Origin of the sequence: Pedobacter alluvionis, from assembly GCF_003664035.1 — a bacterium.
GTDB classification, from domain to species: domain Bacteria; phylum Bacteroidota; class Bacteroidia; order Sphingobacteriales; family Sphingobacteriaceae; genus Pedobacter; species Pedobacter alluvionis.
This window is the reverse complement of sequence record NZ_RCCK01000015.1, coordinates 407,807-432,610: the sequence shown is the minus strand read 5'-3', so window position 1 is coordinate 432,610 and position 24,804 is coordinate 407,807. Positions and strand designations below refer to the sequence as shown.

Below are 24,804 nucleotides of genomic sequence, written 5' to 3'. Positions count from 1 at the left end.
TAATTTATTGGTTTACAGTACCTATTCGAATTAAAGGGATGCTCCGTTTAGGGACTACGAATATTGAGAAAATTATCAACATTTTAAACAAAAATCTCAAATAAATCGTAACGTACTGATAAGGAATATAGTAACCTAGTTAACCTCAATTTTTTATGTTGATAACTATTTATTAACACCGGTTATCCACATTAACTATCATTTAATATCAATGCCCCCAATCATCACTTCGAATAGCTGTTGAAAAAGCAAAATCCAAGCCATTTTAGGCACTAGTTAAGCGTTTTAGTCTTTTTTAATCCGAATAACCTGTAAATCAAAGCCATAAGATGAATAAATAATATTAATTGAGGTAGATCGCCCAAATTGTTTTTGTATTATTTCATTATATTTCATTTTTGTATGAATTCTACTACAGTTTAACACGCAATTTCAACTTCAATGAAACAAAATGTCTATTCATTTTTATGATCAATAACCAAAAGCAGGATACCTTTAAATTTTAACATGAATGAAGCACAAGATTCAGGGTATTTCAGTTGCCTAATAAACACCAAAAGTACTTCTAAACACATCTGCAATTTCGCCAAGGGTGGCATATTTTTCAACGGCATCGATAATCAAAGGCATGAGGTTGGCTTCACCTTTTGCAGCTTCACTCAATTGCTGAAGCGCTTGCTCTACCGCAACCTGATCGCGGATTGATTTTAGATCATCAAGCTTTTCAGATTGTAGCTTGCGGATCGAATCATCAATATTAAACACCTCGGTTAAACCTTCCTCTTTCTGTGTAAACTTATTTACACCTACCGAGATCCTTTCGCCGTTTTCGATTTCTTTTTGATATTGGTAAGCTGCATCAGCAATCTCATTTTGCATATAGTTGCTTTCGATGGCATTAACAGAGCCACCCATAGCATCTATCCTATCGATATAGATCCAGGCAGCTGCTTCAACTTCATCTGTTAGGCTTTCTACAAAAAACGATCCGGCCAATGGATCTACAGTATCGGTAACACCACTCTCGAAAGCAATGATCTGCTGGGTACGTAAAGCAATCTTTGCTGCAGATTCTGTTGGAAGTGAAAGTGCCTCATCGTAGCCATTAGTGTGTAAAGACTGGGTTCCACCTAAAACCGCAGCCATGGCCTGATTGCTTACCCTGATCACATTATTTAGTGGTTGTTGCGCAGTTAAAGTCGAGCCTCCGGTCTGGGTATGAAACCTTAACATTTGGGCTTTTTCATCTGTAGCGCCCAAATCTTTTGTAATTTTCGCCCACATCCGTCTTGCGGCCCTAAACTTGGCGATTTCTTCAAAGAAATTGTTGTGGCAGTTGAAGAAAAACGACAATCGTTTCGCAAAGATGTTAATATCTAAACCTTTATCTAAAGCAGCTTTTAGATAGGTCTTGCCATTAGCCAATGTAAAGGCAAGTTCCTGCACAGCGGTAGAGCCAGCCTCACGAATATGGTAGCCAGATATCGAAATGGTATTCCATTTCGGCACTTCTTTGCTACAAAACTCAAAAATATCAGTAATTAAACGCATTGATTGCTTTGGCGGATAGATATATGTTCCCCTTGCAGCATACTCTTTTAAGATATCATTTTGTATTGTACCCGAAATCTGCTTTAAATCTGCGCCTTGTTTTTTGGCGAGTGCAATATACATGGCCAGTAAAATCGAAGCTGTCGCATTAATCGTCATCGAAGTTGTAATGTCTTTCAGCTCAATGCCATCAAATAAAATTTCTATATCCCTTAACGAGTCGATAGCTACACCAACCTTGCCTACTTCGCCATCAGCCATTTCATGATCGGAGTCGTAACCAATTTGCGTTGGAAGATCAAAAGCAACAGATAATCCTGTTGTTCCCTGAGCCAATAAATAATGATAACGTTTATTTGATTCTTCAGCAGTCGAAAAACCAGCATACTGCCGCATCGTCCACAAGCGACCTCGGTACATATCCTTCTGGATCCCTCTGGTAAAAGGAAATTCTCCAGGCAGTTCTTCCATTGGCTTCGCTTCGGTATAAAGCGCCTTTATTTCAATCCCCGAAGTAGTAGTGTGCTTTTTCTCGCTCATTTGGTTAGTTCATTAGTTCAGTGGCCATTGGTTAATTGGTCCAGTAATGGTGTGTATTTGGGTTAACTGTACTCGAAAGCTAATTATTGAAACTGGTTAATCGGTTAACTGAACAGATGACCAGCAAATACGCAATCAATTAAACGATCAACCTTAAAATAGCTTATGGATATCTTTTTTAATCAGCCCGATCGTTAAGTCGTATGGGTTTTCATCTATACTGGCCATGTGCTGTAAGATAGCTTTACTCAACTCAATCCCATTTGCATCGGCTGGTAAACCTTGTACTGCATTATTAATCATGGCAATGGTATCGTCTTTTAATTTCCTTACCACACCCCAGGTAACACCATCTACATATAACTGTTGGGTGATGTTATGCTGGTACTCCGATCGGATTTCATTTAAAATACCAGCTTGTAAAGTAGCTATGGCAATTCCTTGCTGATGCAGGCGAACAAGCAAATTAGCGGGGTTAATACGATCGATAAATATAATTAACCGTTCGTGCGCCTGTAAGCGTAAGGGTAAAATATGCGCCCGGCTTTCTTTGTTCAGCTCAATATTTTTGAGGTCGAAAAATCGTTGAATATCGCTCTTTAAAATATAATAAACGGCCATTAAAGCAGCAAAAATGCCTGCAAATAAGGTCACTATATCAATCAAAATCTGTTGGGTATTCATAGTATTGTTTAATTACGGTAATATTAACGAACCGTTAAAAGCAAAAATGTGCATTATTATTTATATTTGTAACAGATAAAATTTAAATAACATGAGCACAACAGTTGATACAGCATTTGCACCGGTTACTTTTTCGGAAGGAGCAACTAAAGAGTTATATAAATTAAAAGATCAGCAGGAGATCGGTGAGGATTACGGATTGCGCGTTGGCGTAGAGGGCGGTGGTTGCGCTGGTATGAACTACGTTTTAGGTTTTGATCAGAAAAAAGATGGCGATCAGGAATATTTTATTGAGGGCATTAAAGTTTTCATGAATAAAGCACACCAGATGTACTTAATGGGCATGATGATCGATTGGCAGGATGGATTAAATTCTCGTGGTTTTACCTTCGTTAACCCTAATGCAACGAGCACCTGCGGCTGTGGCACGAGTTTCTCGGCATAAATAAAATATTATTGTAACATATAGTGCAGTCCCCTTGTCTAAACATCGGGACTTTTTTTATTTTTACAAGCTTTGCCCGCCAAACGCTTACCGCAATACTAAATGAATTACAGAGAAAACATCAGACTGGCATTAGAATCAATTAAAGCTAACCGCTTGCGTACCATGCTTACTGCTTTGATTATCGCTATTGGTTTAATGGCTTTAGTCGGGATTTTAACCACTCTTGATGCTGTAAAGAAAAGTATGACAGATGCTTTTAGTAGCATGGGGGCCAACTCATTTACCATCAGAAACCGTGGTACAGGAATCAGGATTGGAAATGGAAAAAGACCAAAACCTTTTAAAGCCATTCGTTATGAAGATGCCGTTAAATTTAAAGATAGCCTGAATACTCCTGCTACTGTTGCAGTAAGTGTTTTTGCCAGCAATGGCTCTACTATAAAGTATGGAAGTTTAAAAACCAACCCAAATATTAACGTTCAGGGGGTTGATGAAAATGGATTAGCCTCTCAGGGTTTAAATCTCTCGCAAGGAAGAAATTTTAGCGTTTCTGAAATACAGTTGGGAAGTAACGTTTGTATTGTTGGTGGTGAAGTAGTAGAAAAGTTGTTCAAAGACTCAGACCCTTTGGATAAACTGATCAATGTGGGCAATAATCGTTTTAAAATTGTTGGCATATTAGAGAAAAAAGGATCGAGCATGGGCTTTAGTGGCGACAGGGCCGTTTACGTACCGCTGTTAAAAGCGAATCAGATTAATGCCAATGCCAACCCATCTTACACCATTACGGTAATGGTACCTAGTAATGAGATGCAGGAAAACATTATTGGCGAATCTACTGCACTATTCAGAAATATCCGCAAAGTAAAGGTAAACGAAACCAATAATTTCGAGATTACCAAGAGTGATGCCATTGCTCAAACATTATTCGAGAACCTGGCCTTTGTGGCTATTGGCGGTGTGGCCATTGGAATTATTACTTTAATTGGGGCCTCAATAGGCTTAATGAATATCATGCTGGTTTCAGTTACCGAACGTACACGGGAAATTGGTATCCGTAAAGCGATCGGTGCAAATCCTAAGGTCATACGTCGCCAGTTTTTAATCGAGGCTGTAGTAATCTGTTTAATGGGGGGCGCCTTAGGTATTTTTCTCGGAATAGTTTTAGGAAACCTGATTTCTCTTGCTATGGGTGGATCATTCCTGATCCCCTGGCTATTTATTATTGGTGGCTTTGTATTATGTGTATTGGTAGGAATCCTTTCCGGATACTACCCTGCTAAAAAAGCTTCAAAGCTAGACCCGGTAGAGGCGTTGAGGTACGAATAGGTTACTGGTTTACCGGCCATTAGTAGTTAATGGACTGAAGGATTAAAGGCGAATCCTTCAGTCGTTAATAAGTTTTAATTGGTAAACTGTTTATCATTCAGGATGACGTGATTTGCAATTAGCAACATGCAAAAAAGAATAAATGAATGGCTAATGCATTAATGAACTATAGTGAGGCATTATTCAATTGTACCTGAGCAAGCAGTTGTTGCATTAATGGCGTACCAAGGCTATCTTCTAGCGCTGCAGCATGTTTTAAATGATGCATATCGCTGCCTAGAAAATCGACCATCTGGTTTTCCACCATTTCGCCTGCTATTTTTTTTGCGCCAGTTCCATAATAACCTGTTAAAGCAATACCATTTAACTGCAAGAGGCAGCCAGTTTCTCTGATCTGACGATAACTCTCGAAGGAATTGTAGTAGTAAGGATAACGCTCAGGATGGGCCAGTACAGGCTTATATCCGGCATCCTGCATCAGTCTTATAAAATCAATCAGGTTTTGAGGAGCATTTACATAGGATAATTCAAACAGAAGATAATTATCCCCAAAAGTTAACACCTCTTTTTGTCTTATCTTTTTTTCAAGAGTTTCATCCAGGTAATATTCTGCAGCGGCATCAACTTCCAAATCGAGTTCTATTTCCAGCAAGCCTTTTCTCAATGTGTCCAGGCCACGGTTAATAGTATCGGGTGTATTGCGGAAATAATCAGCCATAATATGCGGAGTGGCAATCAGCTTCTTATAACCTAAAGCTTTAAATTTTTTGGCCAGGAGAAGAGAATCATTCAGGGTCCGGGCACCATCATCAATACCCGGAATAATATGCGAATGCATATCTGTCCCGATACCAGAGAAATTAAATTTAGGCGCTATTTTTTTCTTTTTAAATAATCCTAACATATTTTATTTATCCTATTTCCTGTTTAATTTGTCCGATGCGTTCATCCAGATCGCTATCATCTTCTAACAATTGATGTTTTAGTTGACTTAATAATATGAAATCCATACTAACGAGTTTCAAAAGTAATTTATCTTTTTTGTTTGGAGGTAAATTTAAAACTGCATTCTTTAATCCTGGAGATTTATCGGTTAACATAACGGGGATATAGTATTTAACTAATCTCTTTTGGCAGATTACTGGCCTCTGCTGTACCAGCTAGTTTAGAAGAATAGATTTTACCAAGCAAGTGATTAAGATCTTCACTTAAATCGAACTGCAGGTCTTCGTGAAGTTTTTTGAATTTATTGATGGTTACCGCAACTGTTTTGATGTAATAGATACTAAAAAGCATCATAAAATCACGGTAACCAAAAATTGATTTTTTATAATCAAATGGAATAGCATTTAAGATAAAAAGTTTAAGTTCTACTTCCCCAACAGGATCTTTGGTCACCTTATAAAAGTGGTTAACCGCTGTGATCATTTTCCTTACTTTTACCAATGCCTCTTTGGCATTTAGCTTTTTCAGTTCCTGAACCTGTTCCTCAACATCAGCTTTAATCCTTTCTTTCCGATCTTCTAAATCGCTTTCATTCTCTAATAATTTATAATGAAGGTGTTCAGTGAGCACTTTATCTTTAGCTACCAAGCGCAATAACAGCTTGTCCTTTTCCTTAACAGGCAGTTCGGTAATAGCGGTTTTTAAGTCTTTGTGCTCTGACAACTTCATTTAAAAAGGGTTAGTCTTAATGTATTTTTCCCACTCCCAGGCAGAGCGCATCATTTCATTGATATCCAGATTAGCTTTCCAGCCCAGTTCGTTATTCGCTTTTTGTACATCGCCATAAATCTGAACAATATCTCCCGCCCTTCTCGGACCGATTTTATAATCCAGTTTTTCGCCATTTACTTTTTCGAAAGCGGCAATAATCTCTAAAACTGACGATCCTTTACCGGTACCGATATTGAAAACATCATAGTTACCGTTCGGGTTTCCATCTTCTAATTTTTTAATAGCGGCAACGTGTGCTTTTGCCAGATCAACCACATGGATATAATCGCGGATAGCAGAACCATCTGGTGTGTCGTAATCATTTCCGTGAACTGTAATCGGACCACGTTTTCCAATAGCAGATTGAGTAATAAACGGAACAAGGTTTGCCGGTATGCCATTTGGCAGCTCACCGATCAAAGCAGTTTCGTGGGCACCAACCGGATTAAAGTAACGCAAAGCGATTACACTTAAATCAGGTGTTACCGCAGCAGTTTCTGCCAGTATTTCTTCAGCGATCTGTTTGGTATTTCCATAAGGAGATTCTGCTTTCTGAACCGATGCAGCTTCTGTTACCGGTAAAGTGTCTGGCTGGCCATAAACGGTACACGAGGAAGAAAACACGAAATTAATTTTCCTGTTAAACGAAATTAGCAGGTTAATTAATCCATAAAAGTTATTCTTATAATATTTTAATGGTTTTTCTACCGATTCGCCAACTGCTTTTGAAGCCGCAAAATGGATAATTCCATCGATATCATTGTGGTTTTCGGCAAATTCCTGTACCGCTTTTTCATCCTGAAGATCAATTTCATGAAAATCGAACCATTTGCCGGTAATGGCATGTAGCTGGTTTAAAATTTTGATATTCGAGTTTGAAAGATTATCTACAATTACAACTTCATATCCTGCGTTATGTAATTCTACAGCTGTGTGCGAACCTATGTACCCTGTTCCACCAGTAACTAATATTTTTGCCATTTTAACGGTTAAATGTGGTAAAATCTTTATGTTCTATTTTTTACAATGCCTCTGAAGGCAATGATTTAAAGTATTCGTATGTAATTTTAATCCTTCCGCACGTTCAATTTTTTGGTTACCAGCCCAATATCTCCTTAGCTTATATTTTTTTATTTTGTTTAGTATATGGCAATCAGCGAAGTCTATTTATTCAGTTGAATATTAAGTAAAATCGCGAGGCGTCCATATATTTTTAAGCTTTTTAAAAATATTCGTTTTATCTTGGCACGAAGATATGAAATTACTTTACATCATCGGAATCCGGGCATATACTTTACTCATCAGGATATTCTCATTATTTAATCCTAAAGCCAAACTTTTTATCAATGGGCGCAAAAATATCTTTACCATAATTGCCCGGAAAATTAATCCTGCCGAAAAACATATATGGTTTCATTTTGCTTCTTTAGGCGAATTTGAACAAGGCAGACCCGTTTTAGAAAAAATAAAAACCCTTTATCCTGCGAAAAAAATTATAGTTACTTTTTTTTCTCCCTCGGGATATGAAATCAGGAAAAATTATGCTCTGGCAGACGTATTTTATCTCCCCATTGATACTGCCACTAATGCTAAACTTTTTATAGCAAGCATTAATCCTGAAATGGCGATTTTTACTAAGTACGAATTTTGGCATTTCTATTTTCAGGAATTAAAAGATCAGGGCATACCTTTATATGTAATTTCCGGGATTTTTAGAGAAGGTCAGGCATTTTTTAAATGGTATGGCGGTTTTTACCGCAATATTTTAAAATCTGTTACTTACTTTTTCGTACAAAATAAAGAGAGTGAAAACCTTTTAAAATCAATCGGTTTAAATAATGTAACCATTAATGGCGATACCCGTTTCGACCGTGTTTACGAAAGTGCACAATCGCCAAAATCGCTTCCCCTTATCGAAGGCTTTATTGGCAACTCACCTACTTTAGTTTGCGGAAGTACCTGGCCGGAAGATGAGAAAATATTATCGGTCCTACCAGAAAAATACCCTAACTGGAAGTTTATTATTGCCCCACATGAGATTCACGAAAGCCATATCAAAAGTATAGAGAAGCAGTTTTCAGTTAACAGTGTGCGGTTTTCAGTATTCAGTTCGTCTAATCAAACGCCAAACACCGAACACCAAACGCTCATCGTAGATAACATCGGTATGCTTTCCTCATTATATCAATACGGAAAAGTGGCTTACATTGGCGGCGGTTTTGGAACAGGTATCCATAATACTTTAGAAGCCGCAGCATTTTGTCTACCTGTAATTTTCGGACCTAAATATGATAAATTTCAGGAAGCAAAAGATCTCATTGCTATTGGTGCAGCGAAAAGCATCAGCTCCACAACTGATTTAATTAATGCGTTTGAAGGTTTCGTAGAAAATCAAGATGCTGCAGACCAGGCTAAAAGATATGTTGCAAATAAAAAAGGGGCAACTGATCAGATTATTTCGATGATTACAAAATCAGATCGGACTTAGCAATTTCTTCAACAATTTCGGGAATACTTTGATCGATTGAAATCGTTACTACATCCTGCTCATCACTCAGTGGTTCTTCTAATGTATCAAACTGGCTTTTTAATAAGGTTGAAGGCATATATTGGTGAGAACGTTTAACAATACGATCGTGAATTAAATCGAAACTTCCTTTTAAATAAACAAACCGGATATTGGTATTATCTGTTCTCAGCAAATTGCGGTACGATTTCTTGAGTGCAGAACAAGCAATAATGCAACTCGTACCATGGGCCAGATGTTCGCGCCCAACTTTCGCAATCAGCAGTAGCCAATCTAAACGGTCGGCATCTGTTAAGGGAATCCCCGAAGCCATTTTATCTACATTCCGCTGCGAATGCAGATTATCGCCATCTATAAATTCAGCATTTATTCTTGGTGCCAAAGCCTTTCCGATAACCGTTTTACCACTTCCAGATACCCCCATTAAAATGATAAAGTTCACCATCTTTAAATTTAAAACTATTTAACCATTCCGGCAAGTGCCTCAATAAAAACGGGGCTATCGTTTAAACTTTCTACCAACTGAACATGTTCGCCACCCAAGGCCTTAAACTCTTCATGGTATTCTACCGTGATTTCATAAAGCGTTTCTAAGCAATCGGCCACAAAAGCAGGACTAAAAACCAAAAGACGCTTTTTGCCTTCGCCAGCTAATTTTTTTAATACATCTGTAGTGTAAGGCTGCACCCATGGCTCTTTACCTAAACGCGATTGGAAACAAACGGTATATTGATCTCTCGATAGGTTTAATTCTTTGGCAATTAACCTGGCCGTATCATGCCCCTGTGCAGAATAACAAAATTTATTGGTATCGTTTAATGTCTGGCAGCAATCGGCACTTTTCAAACAGTAACTTCCGGTATGATCGCACTTTAACAACTGACGTTCCGGCAATCCGTGGAAACTGAACAACACGTGATCATAATTTTCTACATGATGCTTTTTAGCATTTTCTGCAAAAACTTTAATCATCAATTCGTTATCATGAAATGAATTCACAAACGAAATCGGCGGTACGGTTTGCCATTTGCTCACCAATTCCATTACCAGTTGCATTACCGAACCGGTACTGGCAGAAGCATATTGTGGAAACATTGGTATAACCTGTATACTTTCTACCAAACCTGCTTTTAAGTTTGCCAGCGCCGATGCAATTGATGGGCTTTGGTAGCGCATAGCCAACTCGACATGGTAGTCCTCACCTAATCTTTCCTGAAGCATTTTAGCCTGCAACCTGCTGTAAAACAACAATGGTGAACCATTCTCGTTCCAGATTTCTTTGTATAATTTTGCAGTTTTAGGACTACGGAAGGGAACAATAATACCTTTAACCAATAATGTTCTGTTCAGCTTCGGAATATCGATTACCCTTTCGTCCATTAAAAATTGGTCTAAGTATTTTCTAACGTCAGCCGTTGCCGGACTATCAGGCGTTCCTAAATTTACCAGTAAAATTCCCTTTTTGCTCATGTATACAAGAATATGTTTTGTGGCGCAAATATCGCCTTTTTATTGTTTTTTACCTATGTTAAAAATGTAATGGCCGACATTTTTCGGTCAAAATATATTGTATTTGTTTCTTATTGATTAGAAAAGCAAATGCAGCAAGTCTATTTAAGCGTAGTCCTGCCTTCCCTACAATCTTTTTGTGGTCATTAATGTATTTTTAATCGTTTATACCACAAAAAGGATTTTCGTACAGTCAGGTTTATGAACCTGGTTTTGTGCAGGTTTTTAACGTTTTTAGCCCCCATTTAAATGTGTTGTTTTTGGGGTACCATCAATGGTGCTGTCAGATGTTTCCATCTGATAGTTAGAATAAACAAAAGATCATTAGGGAATCAAAAGATGATTAATTTAGTATCAGATGGCAACATTTGACACCACAACTAATGATATTATCCTTTCGTTTTATATAGTTGCCACCAGGGCATAGCTGGTTTTTGATGGTGTTCCAAATGATAACCAAAAAAGTAACAGGTAATAAATGCAACAAAATGGTTTTTCTGCAATGAAGAAGAATGGTATTCGTTATCGTGTTCACCTTTGTGAGGTAAATAGGTTCCGAAATAAAACAGTTGAAAAGTGCTTAATAAGGATGGCAATACCCAAAATAACAGCAGATTCTTTTCATCAACCCAGATTTTCAAAACATTAAAGGCTATGGCCATAATCACCAATTGAATTACCGTAACATAATTTAGCATAAAACTGAAATACCATTTCCAAAAGCCATGTGGCGCAAAATCCGGATCATTTTCAGTATGTACATGGCGGTGGTGCTGGTGATGTTTTGTGTACAAACGGTTATAAAAAAAACCAGCATAAAGAAAAACGGAAAGATAGCCAATAAAATTATTGGCCTTTTGGTTCGGTGATATTGTTCCGTGCATAGCATCATGAGCGGTAATAAACAAACCGGTGTAGAAATGCATCTGAACGAAAACCATCAGATAAACTAAAGAATTGTTCCAGGCAAAATCCCATGTAAGCAAGAAATAAAGAGAAACAAACCAACAGATAATTACGGTTAACGCAACCAAAATTCCGGTATATGGGTTTATAGCTTTCAATTTATGGTTTTGTAGATTTAAAAATCCCTGTTCAATTGGCATATTACTCCTAAGCAAACAAAGTAAGTAGATCTTTAGTTCTTATAACTTGAATTTTAAAGTTTGTTGGAGTCATTTCACTCCACATCCAATTATAATGTTCAATTACTTTAGGAGCAGTTAAATGTGGTCGGTCTGCAGTTGTATGGGCATCTTCTACAACAGTTACTTCATAATCTCTACTAACGGCCGATTTAACAGTTGCATCGATACAAAAATCGGTCGCACAGCCAGTAACAAATAATTCTGTAATATTACTTTTAGCTAAAAGATAATGCAAATTTGTATTATAAAATGCATCGTTAGCTGATTTTGAAACTATATCATCAGCAGGACTGGTGACTAATTCTGGCAAGAGTTCCCAATCAAAGGTATTTGGTAAAAATATATTTTCTTTATTACCATCATGTTGGACAAAAATCACTTTATAATTATTCATTCTAAAATAATGTGCCAATTTATTTATCCTCTCAATTACACCTAAAGTATCATAACGCAAAGTGTAAGGTTTAAAACTACCAATCTGCATATCTATTATCAACAAGGCTTTCATTAAATAATAAATATTAATTGATTAGCTCTTCTTATAATTAGTATTTTTCTAATGCAGCCTTCACCTTCTCCATTAACCACATCGGTGTAGAAGTGGCTCCACAGATGCCTACTTTATCATTTTCATTAAACCAGGCCTGATCTAATTCTTCTACGTTAGAAATAAAGTAAGAATTGTCATTGTGTTTTTTACAAACATCATAAAGCACTTTTCCATTAGATGATTTTTTACCAGAAACGAAAACGATTTTATCGTAATGACCTACAAAATCTTCGAGTTCTTCGTACCGGTTAGATACTTGCCTGCAGATCGTATCATTAGCTTTTACTTCGTAACCGCGGCTTAATAATTCATCTTTAATGTGGTAGAATTTATCGGTGCTTTTAGTGGTTTGGCTATATAATGTAAATTTAGCAGGAAGCTCAACGTTATCTAATTCAGCTAAATCTTGAAAAACAATGGCTTTACCATCTGTTTGACCTTGGAGACCTATTACTTCAGCGTGACCGTGTTTCCCAAAAATAAGTACCTGCTCATCGTCATCATGGGAATTTTTAATCCTGTTCTGCAATTTCAACACTACCGGGCAAGAAGCATCAATTAAAGTCAGGTTATTTTCTAAAGCCAGTTGATAGGTTGAAGGTGCTTCGCCATGCGCCCTGATCAAAACCTTTTCATCCCTTAAGTTTTTTAAAACTTCGTGATCGATGATTTTTAATCCACGATTGGTTAAACGCTCCACTTCTTCATCATTATGAACGATATCGCCAAGGCAGTATAAATAACCTTCATTATCCAAAATATCTTCGGCCATTTCTATGGCATATACTACCCCAAAGCAAAAGCCTGATGATTTATCGATGTTGACCTGTAAGTTGTAACCCATTGTGATACAAAATTAAGCAAAAATATTTGTTCCGGTTGTCATGTATAAGACAACAAAAAAGATTAACTGTGAAGCAAACATGGCTGTACCGATATATTTCTGTTGTTTTAAACCTAAAGCATAATAAAACTTCAATAAAATTACCGAAACGATAAACCAGGCTACATAATTTTGAACCGGAATTTCATGCCAGTCCCACTGCCAATAGTTAAATTTCATGGCTACAGGTTCCAAAAAGAAATCAAAACCAACCAGTATAAAAGCGCCGAGTACAGAAGCCAGAATACTATTCCTGATTTTCATACTTTTCATCATTTGCCCAATGCTGAAAATAAGGATTACCCAATTTACGCCCATGAGTAATGGAACCGCAGCAACTTTGTATCCCAACGTATCGCCATAATAATAGCTTCCAAATATTTTTCCGGTGTGCACGCCCAATACCTCGACTAAAAAGCCACAGAGAAATACACCCGAAACCAGCAACAACAATCGTTTCACATCTGCATTGTACGAAAAAACAATTACGGCAAACATCAGCAATAGATGAAAGGGAACCAGTTTGATAAAATAAGGCTGTGCAGCTGGAATTAAGAAGCCAAACAAGCCAACCACATGAAAAACGACAATTATTGCAACTGCAATCCTCTTAATCTTTAAATCGTTTTGATCGTTCTGCCCTTCCATGTACTCTTTTTAAAAATATGTTTCTTTATAGAAATAAATGATATGATTAAGAAGAACAACATCTGCAAGGGATGTAAAATCAAATTTATCAAAACATGCTGTCCAGATAAATAGGAGATCATTATTCTACTTAACACTATTAAAGTTAATGGTAATACAAGTAAAGCAACATTAAAGTTTAAAATTAAAATTACCGGCCCTATGGTTACCAAAAGCTGGTAAAGTAATAATATTATGATGTTATTACCAAAACCTGCCAGTAAATTTTTACTGAAACCATTTAAGCTTTCGCCTAAATTTTTGTACATCCTGCAATAAATCAGTCCGTTGGCTAATAGCGCTTCTGCATTAAATTTTTCTTGTTTTACCAGCTTCATAATCTCCACATCTTCTATAACCTGGTGTTTAACCCGCTCATGCCAATGGTTTTCTTTGTAATTATTGGCATTAAAGAACATACATTGCCCGCTTGCTGCTGCAAATGCGGGATTTTTCGAAAGCTTAACCAAACGCAAAGGCAATAAATTTAACAAGATAAAATGCATTAAGGGCACAGTTAACCACTCGCCTATCGATTTTATAGTTTGGTTTGTAAAAACGCTCAGCAAGGCCAGGTTTCCAATTTCCATTCGGCTAATGAGACTATTGATTAGCCCTCTTTTGATTGATTCATCTGCATCAATAAATAGAAGATACTTACCGGTAGCCAACTCGCTAAGCTGATGGCACGCATAGTTTTTTCCAAGCCAGTTTTGAGGTAGCTCTTTACCGCTTAACACTTTGAATTGCGGATTTGAAAAACAAAATTCCTCAACTATACCGAAAGTACTATCACTGCTGTTATCATCCAAAACAATAACCTCATAATTGATATAATCCTGATTTTTTATTGAAACAAGTAATTCCAAAATATTCTCTGCTTCATTTCTCGCAGGTATTAAGATCGAAACCTTATCATGGTAGTCTTTAACCACTCTGGGCAACTTCGGGTTAGAGAGGAAGTTGAAAACAGTAACCGAAAACCGGATCACCAGAAAAATTAAAACGGCGTAAATAAAAATTGTCATTCAATTAGCTGATTTTGTTTAACAACCGATTGATCGTAATGTTTATTGTAGGCGCTTTTTAGTAATTGTAAACTCACATACTCCTCATTTTCCCAATGCTGTAGATAAGTATAGGCTGAGGGCTTTCTTTTCGCGAAATAATCGATAAAGGTAGCGGCAAAAATAATATTGATTTTTTTCTGACTCGCATTAATCATTTGCATTACTCCCTTTTCGAAATTGATATTTTTCAAGTGATTTGAATACAATTTGCCCTGGGGGAATACAAGTACCAGATTTGCAGGATTATCTAACAGTTTGCCTGCATAATTAAGCGTTTCTAAAACATCTTTACCTTTATTTTCGGCAGCAAAAGCACCAAGATATTTCAAGAAACCAACCTTATTATAGTTTTCGGCATTTACCAAAACATGAAATTGTTTCTTAAATACTTTTTTGTTGATATAAAAGAGGAAGAAACCATCCCACCAACTGAAATGATTGGCTAAAACCAACATAGAAGCGTCCGGCTTAACCTCCATTTGATCATACTGAAATGCTGCAAAATCTTTTTTGATGATAAACTGAATGTACCAGGAGAAAAAGCTGAAGATCAAATTATTTTTTCTGGGCTGATACATTTCGGAAAATTGCAAAAAAATGAGGTGAATTGCAAATTTTCGTAGTTATAGCAATCATTACAAACGAGGATCGGCTAGATCAACATTTATAATGTAGTACAAAATTCTTAAAACAACGCTTTAATCAGCCATGAAATTATGGTCCTCGTTTGCAACGAGGATCAGCGAGATCCACATTTGTAATGTGGCGCGAAATTTTAAAACAACACTTTAATCAGCGATGAAATCGCTATTCTCATACATCCTCGTTACAAACGAGGACGATAATCGCATTATGGTATAAACAAATATTTACTTATATTCATCATAAATCTCCCAAACACCAATTATCGTTGGTATAATTTTATTAAGTATTTAAATATCTTATCATTATGGGAGGAAGCAGATATATCATTACTGATCAGAATCAAACTTATTTTATAACCTGCACAGTAGTTGGCTGGATCGATTTATTTACTAGATTTGAATACAAAAACATTATTATTGACTCATTAACTCATTGTATCGAGAATAAAGGTTTAATAATAAATGGCTGGGTTCTGATGACGAATCACATTCATTTTATTGGAAGATGTGAAGAGCCGCACAAAATGTCGGATTTTTTAAGGGATTTTAAAAAATTCACATCTAAGAAACTTATTGCTGTAATTAAAGAAATACCTGAAAGTAGAAGAGATTGGCTTTTAGATAAGTTTAATTTTGAAGCCAGAAGAACCAATCGGGCCGAGAATTATAAAATCTGGCAAGACGATAACCATCCCATAGATCTACAAGAAATAGATGCTTATCAAAAACTAGAATACATACATGATAACCCTGTTAAAGCTGCTATTATAGAAATTCCAGAGCATTATATTTATAGCAGCGCAAGAGATTATGCGGGAATTGGAGGACTGCTAAAAATTGAGCTGATTTAAAAGATAATCATCTTCCTCATTTGTAACAACGGCGACATTAAGTTGATAAAAGTCAAGTTTGATTTAAAGATAAATCATGGTCCTCGTTTGTAACGAGGATCAGCGAGATCCACATTTGTAATGTGATGCAAATTATTAACAACGTTTAATCAGCGATACAATCGCTGTTCTCATACATCCTCGTTACAAACGAGGACAATATAAACTATTACGTTCCATCCCCCACCATCACCTCTTCCATCTTACATCCACCCTAGCTCAAATAAACCCGATCTTCTTCACCTTCTACATCCATCACCACATCTACATGTTCTTTTAAAATGGTAGCCAGTTCCAGACCAACAAAATCGGTAGCAATAGGGAAAATTTTGTGACTTCGATCAACTAAAACTACGGTTCGGATTTTTTTATGTGGCGTATTTAAGAAAACGCCTAAACCATAAGCTAGTGTTTTACCGCTGTTCAATACATCATCTACGATAATGATTACTTTATTTTTCCAATGGCTTTCATCGAGATCGGTTGAGGCAACCAATTTGCTGCTCTCCTTTTGCAAATCAATGCGTAGTAAGGTTAATTTAAAGCCAGAGATTTTTTTTAGTACCTTTTCCAATCTCAATGCCAATTTGTAGCCGCGGTCCCAGATACCCGCCAATACAATTTCTTTCTCATTCAGGTTATCTTCCAAAATCTGATAAGCGATACGGTCTATTTTCTGCTGAATCTGTTTCTTGTTAAGAATAAGTAATTGCGATGCCATTGTATAAAAAGGATTGAATACAAAAAGAACGATTTTAAGGGTGAAATTCAAACTATTTGAAAAATAATTTCGACTGCTTGCAACGTTTTCTCCTCCTCACCGTCTGATAATCCAATAGAACACGCAGGGAAAATGAAACATTCGAACAAAATAATTTTTTATCTTTTTTTATTTCTATTAAGTCCGACTATCAATTACGCTCAGAATAATAGTCGTAGTAAAATGCTCAAACACAATCGATCTGAAGAAAAAATCAAACTTTTGGAAGATCAATTAGCTGCCTGGCAAAAAGATTTAAATGTCCCAAATGTAGGCCTTGGCATAATACAAGATGGAAAGTTAATACATGCAAAAGTATATGGCAAGGATTCTACTGGATCTCTAAAACCAGTCAATACACTTTTCAATGTAGCATCGGTAACTAAAGTGGTATTTTCAACGCTTGTACTAAAACTAATTGATAATGGCGATTGGCAATTAGATGAACCACTATATCATTACTATACCGATCCTGATATTGCATCCGATTCATTATCAAAAAAACTAACAACCCGCCATATCTTAAGTCATCAATCAGGATTTAGCAATTGGAGATGGATGAATGCATCAGGGAAACTTCAATTTGAATTTGCGCCAGGAACCAAATTTAATTATTCGGGAGAAGGAATGGAGTATCTCAAAAAAGCCATAGAGCATAAATTTCATAAATCTTTAGTTCAACTTTCAGACTCGATTTTATTTAAACCATTCGGTATGATCGACACCAAACATGAATGGGATGGTAAGCAAGATTTAAAAAGATTTAGCAGGTGGTACGATGCAAATGGAAAAGAATACACCAAAAGTAATTATGCTTCCGAACCAAGTGCTGCAGATGATCTGATTACAACAGTTATTGACCTTAGTAAATTTGGCATTGAAACTTTAAATGGTCTCCATATTTCTAAGCAATTATTTAATAAAATAATTAAAGGACAGGCTAAAATTAATCAGAATTTAATGCAGGGACTAGGTTGGCGACTAATTAAAGATTTACCCAATCATGAATATGCAATGGAACATGGAGGTAATGATGCAGGCGTAGCGGCGATTATCGTATTGCTTCCAAAATCAAAACGTGGCATAATTGTATTAACCAATGGAGACAATGGACAAATCATTTGCAATAACATTGTCAGGTCTTTTTGGCCTGAAGGAACAGAAATTATACATAAAGCCCTCAAAAGTACGCCACTAAATGACATCCATAAAGTTTTTAATATAAGCGATGATATATTAAATACCTATACAGGCAAATACATGAGGCCAGATGGCGAAGTGGTAAATATTTATAAAAAGGATAAGAATTTAATCTTAAAAACCATTGGTTTACCAACTTTCAATCTGTTCCCGCAAACACAGGAAATATTTTTTCTTTGGGATTTTGATCCAAAGATAATTTTTACAAAAAATGAAAAAGGTATTGTTGATACCCTTTTAATTAAAGACGGAGATAATATTCTAAAATGCACTAAAATGGATAAATAGTTTTAAAGTTCATAAGAAGACCATTCAGGTTTTTCAACTATTTGAAAAATAATTTCGACTGCTTGCAACGTTTTCATCAGAGATGCGTCTAATACCTATAACCAAAACACAAAAACGAAGTCCTTATTGCACAATATTGCGTAATGAAGCTTCAGAATCATTTAACAAAACGACTATGAAAATCCTTATCAAATCATCCGCCATTTTATTTATAGTGTTAACCAGCTACATCGCTAAGGCACAGGAAACTAAAAATTTCACGGTTAAAAATTTCAATAGTATTGGCGTAAGCAGTGGAATCGACTTGTACCTAACCCAAGGTGGCAGTGAGAGTGTGAGCATAAAATCAGATTCGGAAACATTAAAAGATATTATTGTTGAGCAAAGCGGCAGTAATGTTATCATAAAATTTAAAGACGGCATCAACTGGAGCGGTATGTTTAAAAACCGTACCATTAAAGCTTATGTAAGTTTCAAAAGCCTAAATGCTATTGCAGCATCAGGCGGATCGGATGTTTTTACACAAAATCAGATCAAAACCGATAAACTTGCTATTCGCTCATCTGGTGGGTCAGACTTAAAATTAACGGTGGTTTGTAACGACTTATCCATCCAGTCAAGCGGCGGTAGTGATATCGATTTAAAAGGCAAAGCAGAAAATATGACCATACAATCAAGTGGAGGGAGTGATATCGACGCTTATGAATTGATTACAGATTATGCAAAGGTGCAGGCTTCTGGTGGTTCTGATGTAAGTCTTTATGTAAATAAAGGCTTGGAGGCCAGTGCGAGTGGCGGTGGAGACGTGAGTTATAAAGGAAACGCTTCACTTAAAAAAACATCAAGCTCAAAAAGTGGAGATGTACACCATGTAAATTAAAAGTTTAGTTTAGTTAATAATAATCGCTGCTTTGTGGATGCAAAGCGGCGTTTTTTATTTAAAATTAGCGGAATGCAACCCTTTAGCATTTCCTATCGTCTATAATCATACATTTAACCGTATGAAAAGCAAAATCTCAATTATTCTCTTTAACACTCTCTTATTAAGCACCCTGTGTTATGGGCAAACCCCATTATCAAAAAGAATTGACCGTGTATTGTCTGGTATCATAAAACCCAACGAACCTGGTTTTGCAGTTGGGGTTGTAAAAAATGGTCAGTTTATATACAAGAAAGGTTTTGGCTTGGCTGATTTAAAAACCAATAGAAAAAATACAGCTGAAACATCTTTTAATATTGCGTCTGATGGTAAAAAATTTACTGCTGCCTGCATTTATCTTCTTCAGGCACAGGGCAAACTAAAAACCAGCGACAAAATTTCAAAATATTTCAAAGATTTACCAAAATATGCTGATAGCATTTCTATAGACCACTTAATACATCATCAAAGTGGGTTGAGAGATTACGATACACTAATCTGGTTGGTAAATTTTGATGAAAACACTTTAATTGATGACGAGAATGCTTATCAAATAATAGCCAGTCAACATTCATTAAACTTTATTCCAGGCGATCAATTTAGCTATAGTAATTCAGGTTATTTTTTACTTTCCTTAATGGTTAAAAAAGTATCAGGCATGGATTTAGTTCAATATGCCGATAAGTACATTTTCAAACCATTAAAGATGAATAACACTACTTTTTCGAGAACGCATCAAGTTCTGGGAAAAGCTAATGGCTATGTATTAGAAAATAAAAATTTTGTTGAAAATATACTCCACACAAAAACCATAGGCCAAGGAAATGTTTATAGTAAAATCAGCGACTGGGATAAGTGGTTTGCAGAGATGAAACTGCACAGCATCCTTGGAGATAGCGTTTGGAAAAATATGCTTAAGATTGGTAAAACAAACGATGGTAAATCTACTGTTTACGCTGGCGGATTGTTTGTAACAACTAATAAAAATAAAAGATTAATAGCTCATGGCGGAGATTTATACGGATATCACTCTTCCATGCGTTACTTTCCAGATGAAGATTTAGGCATTGTTGTTTTCACTAACAATGATACTATTAGTCCTGAAAACAATTTTGGCCCTGATGATATTTCAGATAAAATTTTGGGAGAAATCTATCCAGGAAATGATAAGTTAGAAGACATAGCTAAAAATAATGCGGAAACACCATATCCCAAGAAAAACCAAGATACGCTAAGCTATACAGGCCATTATAAACTTGAAAATGACAGTACCAAGCTTTTCTATGTATCTGGCAACAGCAGAAAATTGACCATTTTACAGGGCTGGAATGAAATTAATTATCCAATCATACCCTTAAATGATTCGCTATATTATATTGATAAAACTATCGATATTACATTTCAATTTAAGAAAGCTATCGGTGGCAAGATGAATAGATTAGAGATTATACAAAATGGAAAAACGACTAGAGCAGCACGAATAACAACCACCGAAACAACCCCATTTAATAACAGTGAAATGAGTTTCTATAACAATGAAATTAACTCATATTACAAAATCATTCAAAAAAATAACGATTTTCAATTGGTTATGCCAAATGGCAGATTAAACCTGGTATTACTCCAAAAAAACAAGTATAGAGTCTGGGAAGCAGGAACAACTGACATCACATTTAAATACGCAAATGATAAAATTACAGGTTTTACACTAAATCACGTCAGGGTAAAAAATTTACAGTTCAGTAAAGTGAGCAACTAAAATATTAGTATTTTTTATCCTCTTCCCTTCTTATAGGGATAATAAATAAAGTTGGCACCTTCAGGAACAATTACGAATACGCACATAAAATCTTCCGGTTTTTTATACACTTTTAAGAAGGGTTCTTTTTTCTCCTTACTGATGATTCCTTTTTCTACAAACTCTTCTAAAGTAGAAGCTTGTATCGTCCAATCGGTATTAAGTTCTTCTTTGTTTAAGATAAGTTCGCCAATGTTCACCTCATGTTGGTGCGCAATAAAAATAGGGTGGGCTGAAATGCCTTCAACCATAATTTCGATGGCTACTTCTTTAATCGCATCAGCATAAAACTCCAGGTCTTTTTCTAAGCTTACCAGCGGACTTTCCTGCTTCTTTTGTGGTGCTCCGTTCTCCTCGGGCGTTGCGCCTAATAATTCTTCTCTATCCATACCTAACTACTAATTGAATTTTGATTGAGTGAATTGTTGAATGTTAAAGCCCAATTGCCCCATTCTCTCACTCAATCCTTTACTCATTCAATCAATTCTATTACTTTAACCTTAACAATACTACATTTTCTACGTGCTGCGTATGCGGAAACATATCTACAGGTTTAATGCGCACCACATCGTATTTCTCTTTCAGTAACTCTAAATCTCTTGCTTGCGTGGCCGCATTACAGCTTACATAAACAATTTTTTCAGATTCCATTTCCAGCAACCTTTGTACTACATCTGCATGCATCCCGGCACGTGGAGGATCGGTAATAACCACATCTGGTTTACCATGTGCCAATATAAATTCTGAAGTCAGGATATCTTTCATATCGCCAGCATAGAAGATTGTATTATCGATCCCGTTTAATTCGGAGTTAAACTTTGCATCTTCAATTGCGGTTGGCACATATTCTACGCCTACTACCTGCTTCACGTTTTTTGCAATAAAATTCGCGATGGTACCTGCACCAGTATATAAATCATAAACAAGTTCATCACCTTTAAAACTGGCGAAATCCCTGGTGATTTTATATAATTCAAAAGCTTGCTCAGAATTGGTCTGGTAAAAAGATTTCACCCCAATTTTAAAACGGATGCCGTCCATTTCTTCGAAAATATGATCGCGACCATAGAAAACCACCACATCCTGATCAAAAATGGTATCGTTTTTCTTTTGGTTAACGATATATAGCAAAGAAGTAATCTGTGGAAATTCATTTTGAAGAAAACCCATCAAACCATCAACCTGCTCTTGCTCCGGATAAGCGAAAACGACCGCTACCATTACCTCTCCGGTAGTAGAAGTGCGGATAATCAGGTTACGTAAAGCGCCTTCATGGTTACGTAGATCGTAAAAAGACAAACCATGATCAGAAGCATATTTACGCACCGAATTCCTGATCGAATTAGAAGGCTCATCCTGCAGGTAACAGTGTTCGATGTCTAAAATTTTATCAAAACGCAAGGGTACGTGAAAACCGAGTGCATTCATATCAAAATCCTCTTCTCGTTCCATATCGGTTTTTTCTAACCAACGTTTATTCGAAAAAGTAAACTCGAGTTTATTACGGTAATACCTGTTTTTTGCTGAACCAAGAATAGGTTCAGTTCCTGAGGTATCTATTTTACCTAAGCGTTGTAAAGCAGCCTCAACATTTTTCTGCTTAAACTTCAATTGCGCATCGTAACCCATGTGTTGCCATTTGCAACCACCACAGGTTCCAAAATGAGGACAAAAAGGATCTGTACGAAGTTCCGATTTTTTGTGCAGTTGCTCGATGATTGCTTCTGCAAAATTCTTTTTCTTTTTGGTCAACCGCACATCTACCACATCGCCAGGAACAGCTTTGTCAACAAAAATGACCAATTCTTCGGCCTTGCCAACACCTTTTCCTTCTTCAGCGATATCAATTATATGTACGTTTGGAACTACTGTTACCGTACCGGGTTTTCTTCTACTCATTATTTTGCAAAGATAAGGCAAAAGGCTGAAAGACTAAAGTAGAAAGCTAAGGTCAGAATGAATACAAATAATTTACGCGAAATGTGAATAAAATCAAGGAAACAAGAAAAATTAGGCACTAAAGTTCCAGGCAGGCAAGAAATACCAGTCAATTAAACCACCGATTTAAAAATTATTTTCCAAAAAATTTAAATGCAGCTCCCCAAAAGCCATCTAACCAGTTAAATTTTAGGTCAAATTTTTCATCTACCTGTACAGAAAACTCTAATATTTCTTTGCTCATGATAAAAAACCTATCTATTTAAGCAATAATACCAAATTCATACCAAAAACCAAAACGGTATAAATTAATTTTATGTTAATTTTACATCAAATGGTTAAAACTGCAAAGTTAAGTCATAACTAATTTATGTTCAAATCATTACACCTCCACTCATGCAAAATATGCTTAAAAGCTTAAAGTTAATCCCTGTCACGGCTTAACAAAAAAGGTTATGCTCTTTATGTGAGATTTTAGGTGAATAGTTGATATTCTTTATCAAGAATTTTCCGCTCTTAAGTTAAACAAGGTACTATCTTCCAAGTTAAAAAATGCTTCTTCCTATCTGTAAAGCAAAGTCACCTAAATCTGTTAGATTAGTATTGCTTAAAACAATTACGGTAACGTTCTCATTCAAGTAACGAAATACAACTGCATTTGCCCCTAAAATACTACCATATCGCTCTATTCGCTTATATTTTATATTGGCTCCCTTATAATCCCTGATCCACACACTATAACCGTAATTATCTAAACCGGGCTTGAGCATTAGCGCTAAAGTTTCCTTTTTAATAAGTTTTAAATCAAATAGCGCATTGAAAAATTTTAGCAGGTCTTTGGTATTTGAATACATTGCCCCAGCCGCATACCAGTCCTGATTATACATTGGAAGATCTGGAACTATTTGATTAAGGTCAGTCCTTAAAAAATAAGTATTGGAGAGACTGTCAACAATTTTATCTTGAGAAAGTAATCCAGAATGGTACATATGTAACGGGGTTAATATTTGATCCGTTAAAATTTTTTCATACGACTTATGATATATTCTTTCTAAAATTTTACCTAGAATAATGTAATCGCCATTATTATAATCAAATTTCTTACCAGGCTCATTAACCAACTGGTTAGAACAAAAATTTTTCACTAATTGATCAGATGTATATGGCTTGTTATAGAATCCAATACCATACTTTAAAGCATTTTCCAGGCTTTTAACAGTATCTGTATTAGCAAGTCCCGAAGTATGATTCAATAATTGATGAATTGATACACGCGTTGCACCTTCTCCAGCATAGTCTGGCAAATAAGCAGAAATTTTCGCATTCAAGTCAATCTTACCTTGCTCATAAAGTTGTAGTATTAAAGTAGCAGTGAAGGATTTAGTTATTGAACAAATCTTGTATTTTGTATCATCATTAAATGGAATTTTAAATTCTCGATTTGCAAGTCCAAAGCTGGCATGGTACAGTACCTCTGAATCTTTTTGGATAAGCACAGTACCGCTGAAGCTATGCTGGTGGATATAACTTTCTATAAAAGAGCTAACAGTAGAAGATTGTGCAGTTGCAAAAAGACCTGTAGTTGACAACAAAAGTGCAATAAACATACTCTTCATCATTAAGTTTTTTAGTAAGACGCATTTGCTTCGCATTGTGTTACAGCTATTTAAGAGAAATAAGTAAGTTGAACTTACTTATATTGATTAATATAATGAGTTCAATGGG

Annotated in this window: 26 protein-coding genes; 7 read left to right on the top strand and 19 right to left on the bottom strand. The window is 36.0% G+C overall.

The window, feature by feature from the left end; translation table 11 throughout:
- Nucleotides 1-543 precede the first annotated feature (543 nt).
- Nucleotides 544-2,091, bottom strand: a complete 1,548-nt coding sequence (locus BCL90_RS23910; protein WP_121287814.1) for an acyl-CoA mutase large subunit family protein — start codon at nucleotides 2,089-2,091, stop codon at nucleotides 544-546.
- A gap of 153 nt (nucleotides 2,092-2,244) precedes the next feature.
- On the bottom strand, nucleotides 2,245-2,775 hold the full coding sequence (locus BCL90_RS23905) for a DUF7935 family protein (RefSeq protein WP_121287813.1): 531 nt from the start codon (nucleotides 2,773-2,775) through the stop codon (nucleotides 2,245-2,247).
- A gap of 91 nt (nucleotides 2,776-2,866) precedes the next feature.
- Here BCL90_RS23905 and BCL90_RS23900 point away from each other — a divergent pair, with 91 nt between their 5' ends.
- Both BCL90_RS23900 and BCL90_RS23895 read left to right on the top strand, forming a co-directional pair.
- The gene (locus BCL90_RS23900; protein WP_121287812.1) at nucleotides 2,867-3,220 is read left to right on the top strand and encodes a HesB/IscA family protein; all 354 of its coding nucleotides are present in this window, start codon (nucleotides 2,867-2,869) and stop codon (nucleotides 3,218-3,220) included.
- Between the two features lie 102 nt (nucleotides 3,221-3,322).
- On the top strand, nucleotides 3,323-4,552 hold the full coding sequence (locus BCL90_RS23895; RefSeq protein ID WP_121287811.1) for an ABC transporter permease: 1,230 nt from the start codon (nucleotides 3,323-3,325) through the stop codon (nucleotides 4,550-4,552).
- 166 nt (nucleotides 4,553-4,718) lie between these two features.
- On the opposite strand, the gene BCL90_RS23890 is transcribed toward BCL90_RS23895, so the two are convergent.
- The 4 genes from BCL90_RS23890 to galE are packed head-to-tail and all read right to left on the bottom strand — an operon-like array spanning nucleotide 4,719 to nucleotide 7,249.
- On the bottom strand, nucleotides 4,719-5,456 hold the full coding sequence (locus BCL90_RS23890; RefSeq protein WP_121287810.1) for a tyrosine-protein phosphatase: 738 nt from the start codon (nucleotides 5,454-5,456) through the stop codon (nucleotides 4,719-4,721).
- A 7-nt stretch (nucleotides 5,457-5,463) separates the two neighbouring features.
- Nucleotides 5,464-5,652 (bottom strand): hypothetical protein, encoded by a 189-nt coding sequence (locus BCL90_RS23885; RefSeq protein ID WP_121287809.1) that lies wholly within the window; start codon nucleotides 5,650-5,652, stop codon nucleotides 5,464-5,466.
- Between the two features lie 16 nt (nucleotides 5,653-5,668).
- Entirely contained in the window at nucleotides 5,669-6,226 is a 558-nt protein-coding gene (locus BCL90_RS23880) for a hypothetical protein (RefSeq protein WP_121287808.1), read from the bottom strand.
- Nucleotides 6,227-7,249, bottom strand: coding sequence for a UDP-glucose 4-epimerase GalE (galE, locus tag BCL90_RS23875; RefSeq protein WP_121287807.1), 1,023 nt, complete (start codon nucleotides 7,247-7,249; stop codon nucleotides 6,227-6,229).
- A gap of 274 nt (nucleotides 7,250-7,523) precedes the next feature.
- Here galE and BCL90_RS23870 point away from each other — a divergent pair, with 274 nt between their 5' ends.
- Nucleotides 7,524-8,756: a 3-deoxy-D-manno-octulosonic acid transferase gene (locus BCL90_RS23870; RefSeq protein WP_121287806.1), complete on the top strand. Its 1,233-nt coding sequence runs from the start codon at nucleotides 7,524-7,526 to the stop codon at nucleotides 8,754-8,756.
- Here BCL90_RS23870 and BCL90_RS23865 read toward each other — a convergent pair.
- From BCL90_RS23865 to BCL90_RS23830, 8 genes are all read right to left on the bottom strand, one after another.
- The gene (locus BCL90_RS23865) at nucleotides 8,734-9,240 is read right to left on the bottom strand and encodes a gluconokinase (RefSeq protein WP_121287805.1); all 507 of its coding nucleotides are present in this window, start codon (nucleotides 9,238-9,240) and stop codon (nucleotides 8,734-8,736) included. The two genes, BCL90_RS23870 and BCL90_RS23865, sit on opposite strands and share 23 nt — an antisense overlap.
- 14 nt (nucleotides 9,241-9,254) lie before the next feature.
- The gene (gene hemH / locus BCL90_RS23860; protein ID WP_121287804.1) at nucleotides 9,255-10,265 is read right to left on the bottom strand and encodes a ferrochelatase; all 1,011 of its coding nucleotides are present in this window, start codon (nucleotides 10,263-10,265) and stop codon (nucleotides 9,255-9,257) included.
- Between the two features lie 428 nt (nucleotides 10,266-10,693).
- On the bottom strand, nucleotides 10,694-11,368 hold the full coding sequence (locus BCL90_RS23855; RefSeq protein ID WP_244095134.1) for a fatty acid desaturase: 675 nt from the start codon (nucleotides 11,366-11,368) through the stop codon (nucleotides 10,694-10,696).
- A 49-nt stretch (nucleotides 11,369-11,417) separates the two neighbouring features.
- Nucleotides 11,418-11,960, bottom strand: a complete 543-nt coding sequence (locus tag BCL90_RS23850; RefSeq protein ID WP_121287802.1) for an isochorismatase family protein — start codon at nucleotides 11,958-11,960, stop codon at nucleotides 11,418-11,420.
- A gap of 37 nt (nucleotides 11,961-11,997) precedes the next feature.
- On the bottom strand, nucleotides 11,998-12,846 hold the full coding sequence (locus BCL90_RS23845; RefSeq protein WP_121287801.1) for a 4-hydroxy-3-methylbut-2-enyl diphosphate reductase: 849 nt from the start codon (nucleotides 12,844-12,846) through the stop codon (nucleotides 11,998-12,000).
- Nucleotides 12,847-12,858: 12 nt separating this feature from the next.
- Nucleotides 12,859-13,533, bottom strand: coding sequence for a carotenoid biosynthesis protein (locus tag BCL90_RS23840; protein ID WP_121287800.1), 675 nt, complete (start codon nucleotides 13,531-13,533; stop codon nucleotides 12,859-12,861).
- The gene (locus BCL90_RS23835; protein WP_121287799.1) at nucleotides 13,503-14,600 is read right to left on the bottom strand and encodes a glycosyltransferase; all 1,098 of its coding nucleotides are present in this window, start codon (nucleotides 14,598-14,600) and stop codon (nucleotides 13,503-13,505) included. Before BCL90_RS23835 ends, BCL90_RS23840 begins: the two co-directional genes overlap by 31 nt.
- Nucleotides 14,597-15,220 carry a 1-acyl-sn-glycerol-3-phosphate acyltransferase gene (locus tag BCL90_RS23830; protein ID WP_121287798.1) on the bottom strand — a complete coding sequence of 208 codons (624 nt, stop codon included), beginning with the start codon at nucleotides 15,218-15,220 and terminating at the stop codon, nucleotides 14,597-14,599. The genes BCL90_RS23835 and BCL90_RS23830 overlap by 4 nt, the downstream gene beginning before the upstream one ends.
- Nucleotides 15,221-15,591: 371 nt before the next feature.
- Between BCL90_RS23830 and BCL90_RS23825 the strand changes: the two genes are divergently transcribed.
- Nucleotides 15,592-16,137 carry an REP-associated tyrosine transposase gene (locus tag BCL90_RS23825; protein WP_121287797.1) on the top strand — a complete coding sequence of 182 codons (546 nt, stop codon included), beginning with the start codon at nucleotides 15,592-15,594 and terminating at the stop codon, nucleotides 16,135-16,137.
- Between the two features lie 253 nt (nucleotides 16,138-16,390).
- Here BCL90_RS23825 and BCL90_RS23820 read toward each other — a convergent pair whose 3' ends face one another.
- Nucleotides 16,391-16,897: a phosphoribosyltransferase family protein gene (locus BCL90_RS23820; RefSeq protein ID WP_090502125.1), complete on the bottom strand. Its 507-nt coding sequence runs from the start codon at nucleotides 16,895-16,897 to the stop codon at nucleotides 16,391-16,393.
- Between the two features lie 222 nt (nucleotides 16,898-17,119).
- On the opposite strand from BCL90_RS23820, the gene BCL90_RS23815 reads away from it, so the two are divergent.
- The 3 genes from BCL90_RS23815 to BCL90_RS23805 all read left to right on the top strand — a co-directional run bounded on the left by BCL90_RS23815 (nucleotide 17,120) and on the right by BCL90_RS23805 (nucleotide 21,102).
- On the top strand, nucleotides 17,120-18,424 hold the full coding sequence (locus BCL90_RS23815) for a serine hydrolase (protein ID WP_166792264.1): 1,305 nt from the start codon (nucleotides 17,120-17,122) through the stop codon (nucleotides 18,422-18,424).
- Between the two features lie 175 nt (nucleotides 18,425-18,599).
- Complete coding sequence (locus tag BCL90_RS23810) at nucleotides 18,600-19,304, top strand: head GIN domain-containing protein (RefSeq protein ID WP_121287795.1); 705 nt, start codon at nucleotides 18,600-18,602, stop codon at nucleotides 19,302-19,304.
- Between the two features lie 121 nt (nucleotides 19,305-19,425).
- Nucleotides 19,426-21,102, top strand: a complete 1,677-nt coding sequence (locus BCL90_RS23805) for a serine hydrolase domain-containing protein (RefSeq protein ID WP_166792263.1) — start codon at nucleotides 19,426-19,428, stop codon at nucleotides 21,100-21,102.
- A gap of 14 nt (nucleotides 21,103-21,116) precedes the next feature.
- On the opposite strand, the gene BCL90_RS23800 is transcribed toward BCL90_RS23805, so the two are convergent.
- From BCL90_RS23800 to BCL90_RS23785, 4 genes are all read right to left on the bottom strand, one after another.
- The gene (locus BCL90_RS23800) at nucleotides 21,117-21,530 is read right to left on the bottom strand and encodes a hypothetical protein (protein WP_121287793.1); all 414 of its coding nucleotides are present in this window, start codon (nucleotides 21,528-21,530) and stop codon (nucleotides 21,117-21,119) included.
- Nucleotides 21,531-21,630: 100 nt separating this feature from the next.
- Nucleotides 21,631-23,040 carry a 23S rRNA (uracil(1939)-C(5))-methyltransferase RlmD gene (gene rlmD / locus BCL90_RS23795; RefSeq protein WP_121287792.1) on the bottom strand — a complete coding sequence of 470 codons (1,410 nt, stop codon included), beginning with the start codon at nucleotides 23,038-23,040 and terminating at the stop codon, nucleotides 21,631-21,633.
- A gap of 172 nt (nucleotides 23,041-23,212) precedes the next feature.
- Nucleotides 23,213-23,323 (bottom strand): hypothetical protein, encoded by a 111-nt coding sequence (locus tag BCL90_RS23790; RefSeq protein ID WP_025145553.1) that lies wholly within the window; start codon nucleotides 23,321-23,323, stop codon nucleotides 23,213-23,215.
- Between the two features lie 301 nt (nucleotides 23,324-23,624).
- Nucleotides 23,625-24,686, bottom strand: coding sequence for a serine hydrolase domain-containing protein (locus BCL90_RS23785; protein WP_166792262.1), 1,062 nt, complete (start codon nucleotides 24,684-24,686; stop codon nucleotides 23,625-23,627).
- Nucleotides 24,687-24,804 lie beyond the last annotated feature (118 nt).

Bases quoted from the DNA above. Each gene is read 5' to 3' on its own strand.
- BCL90_RS23865 (WP_121287805.1), bottom strand. From the start codon at position 9,240: ATGGTGAACTTTATCATTTTAATGGGGGTATCTGGAAGTGGTAAAACG.
- galE (WP_121287807.1), bottom strand. From the start codon at position 7,249: ATGGCAAAAATATTAGTTACTGGTGGAACAGGGTACATAGGTTCGCAC.
- BCL90_RS23830 (WP_121287798.1), bottom strand. From the start codon at position 15,220: ATGTATCAGCCCAGAAAAAATAATTTGATCTTCAGCTTTTTCTCCTGG.
- BCL90_RS23845 (WP_121287801.1), bottom strand. From the start codon at position 12,846: ATGGGTTACAACTTACAGGTCAACATCGATAAATCATCAGGCTTTTGC.
- BCL90_RS23890 (WP_121287810.1), bottom strand. From the start codon at position 5,456: ATGTTAGGATTATTTAAAAAGAAAAAAATAGCGCCTAAATTTAATTTC.
- BCL90_RS23825 (WP_121287797.1), top strand. From the start codon at position 15,592: ATGGGAGGAAGCAGATATATCATTACTGATCAGAATCAAACTTATTTT.
- BCL90_RS23785 (WP_166792262.1), bottom strand. From the start codon at position 24,686: ATGTTTATTGCACTTTTGTTGTCAACTACAGGTCTTTTTGCAACTGCA.
- hemH (WP_121287804.1), bottom strand. From the start codon at position 10,265: ATGAGCAAAAAGGGAATTTTACTGGTAAATTTAGGAACGCCTGATAGT.
- BCL90_RS23895 (WP_121287811.1), top strand. From the start codon at position 3,323: ATGAATTACAGAGAAAACATCAGACTGGCATTAGAATCAATTAAAGCT.
- BCL90_RS23810 (WP_121287795.1), top strand. From the start codon at position 18,600: ATGAAAATCCTTATCAAATCATCCGCCATTTTATTTATAGTGTTAACC.
- BCL90_RS23905 (WP_121287813.1), bottom strand. From the start codon at position 2,775: ATGAATACCCAACAGATTTTGATTGATATAGTGACCTTATTTGCAGGC.
- BCL90_RS23910 (WP_121287814.1), bottom strand. From the start codon at position 2,091: ATGAGCGAGAAAAAGCACACTACTACTTCGGGGATTGAAATAAAGGCG.
- BCL90_RS23835 (WP_121287799.1), bottom strand. From the start codon at position 14,600: ATGACAATTTTTATTTACGCCGTTTTAATTTTTCTGGTGATCCGGTTT.
- BCL90_RS23805 (WP_166792263.1), top strand. From the start codon at position 19,426: ATGAAAAGCAAAATCTCAATTATTCTCTTTAACACTCTCTTATTAAGC.
- BCL90_RS23800 (WP_121287793.1), bottom strand. From the start codon at position 21,530: ATGGATAGAGAAGAATTATTAGGCGCAACGCCCGAGGAGAACGGAGCA.
- BCL90_RS23840 (WP_121287800.1), bottom strand. From the start codon at position 13,533: ATGGAAGGGCAGAACGATCAAAACGATTTAAAGATTAAGAGGATTGCA.
- BCL90_RS23815 (WP_166792264.1), top strand. From the start codon at position 17,120: ATGCTCAAACACAATCGATCTGAAGAAAAAATCAAACTTTTGGAAGAT.
- BCL90_RS23850 (WP_121287802.1), bottom strand. From the start codon at position 11,960: ATGAAAGCCTTGTTGATAATAGATATGCAGATTGGTAGTTTTAAACCT.
- BCL90_RS23870 (WP_121287806.1), top strand. From the start codon at position 7,524: ATGAAATTACTTTACATCATCGGAATCCGGGCATATACTTTACTCATC.
- BCL90_RS23820 (WP_090502125.1), bottom strand. From the start codon at position 16,897: ATGGCATCGCAATTACTTATTCTTAACAAGAAACAGATTCAGCAGAAA.
- BCL90_RS23880 (WP_121287808.1), bottom strand. From the start codon at position 6,226: ATGAAGTTGTCAGAGCACAAAGACTTAAAAACCGCTATTACCGAACTG.
- BCL90_RS23790 (WP_025145553.1), bottom strand. From the start codon at position 23,323: ATGAGCAAAGAAATATTAGAGTTTTCTGTACAGGTAGATGAAAAATTT.
- BCL90_RS23900 (WP_121287812.1), top strand. From the start codon at position 2,867: ATGAGCACAACAGTTGATACAGCATTTGCACCGGTTACTTTTTCGGAA.
- BCL90_RS23885 (WP_121287809.1), bottom strand. From the start codon at position 5,652: ATGTTAACCGATAAATCTCCAGGATTAAAGAATGCAGTTTTAAATTTA.
- rlmD (WP_121287792.1), bottom strand. From the start codon at position 23,040: ATGAGTAGAAGAAAACCCGGTACGGTAACAGTAGTTCCAAACGTACAT.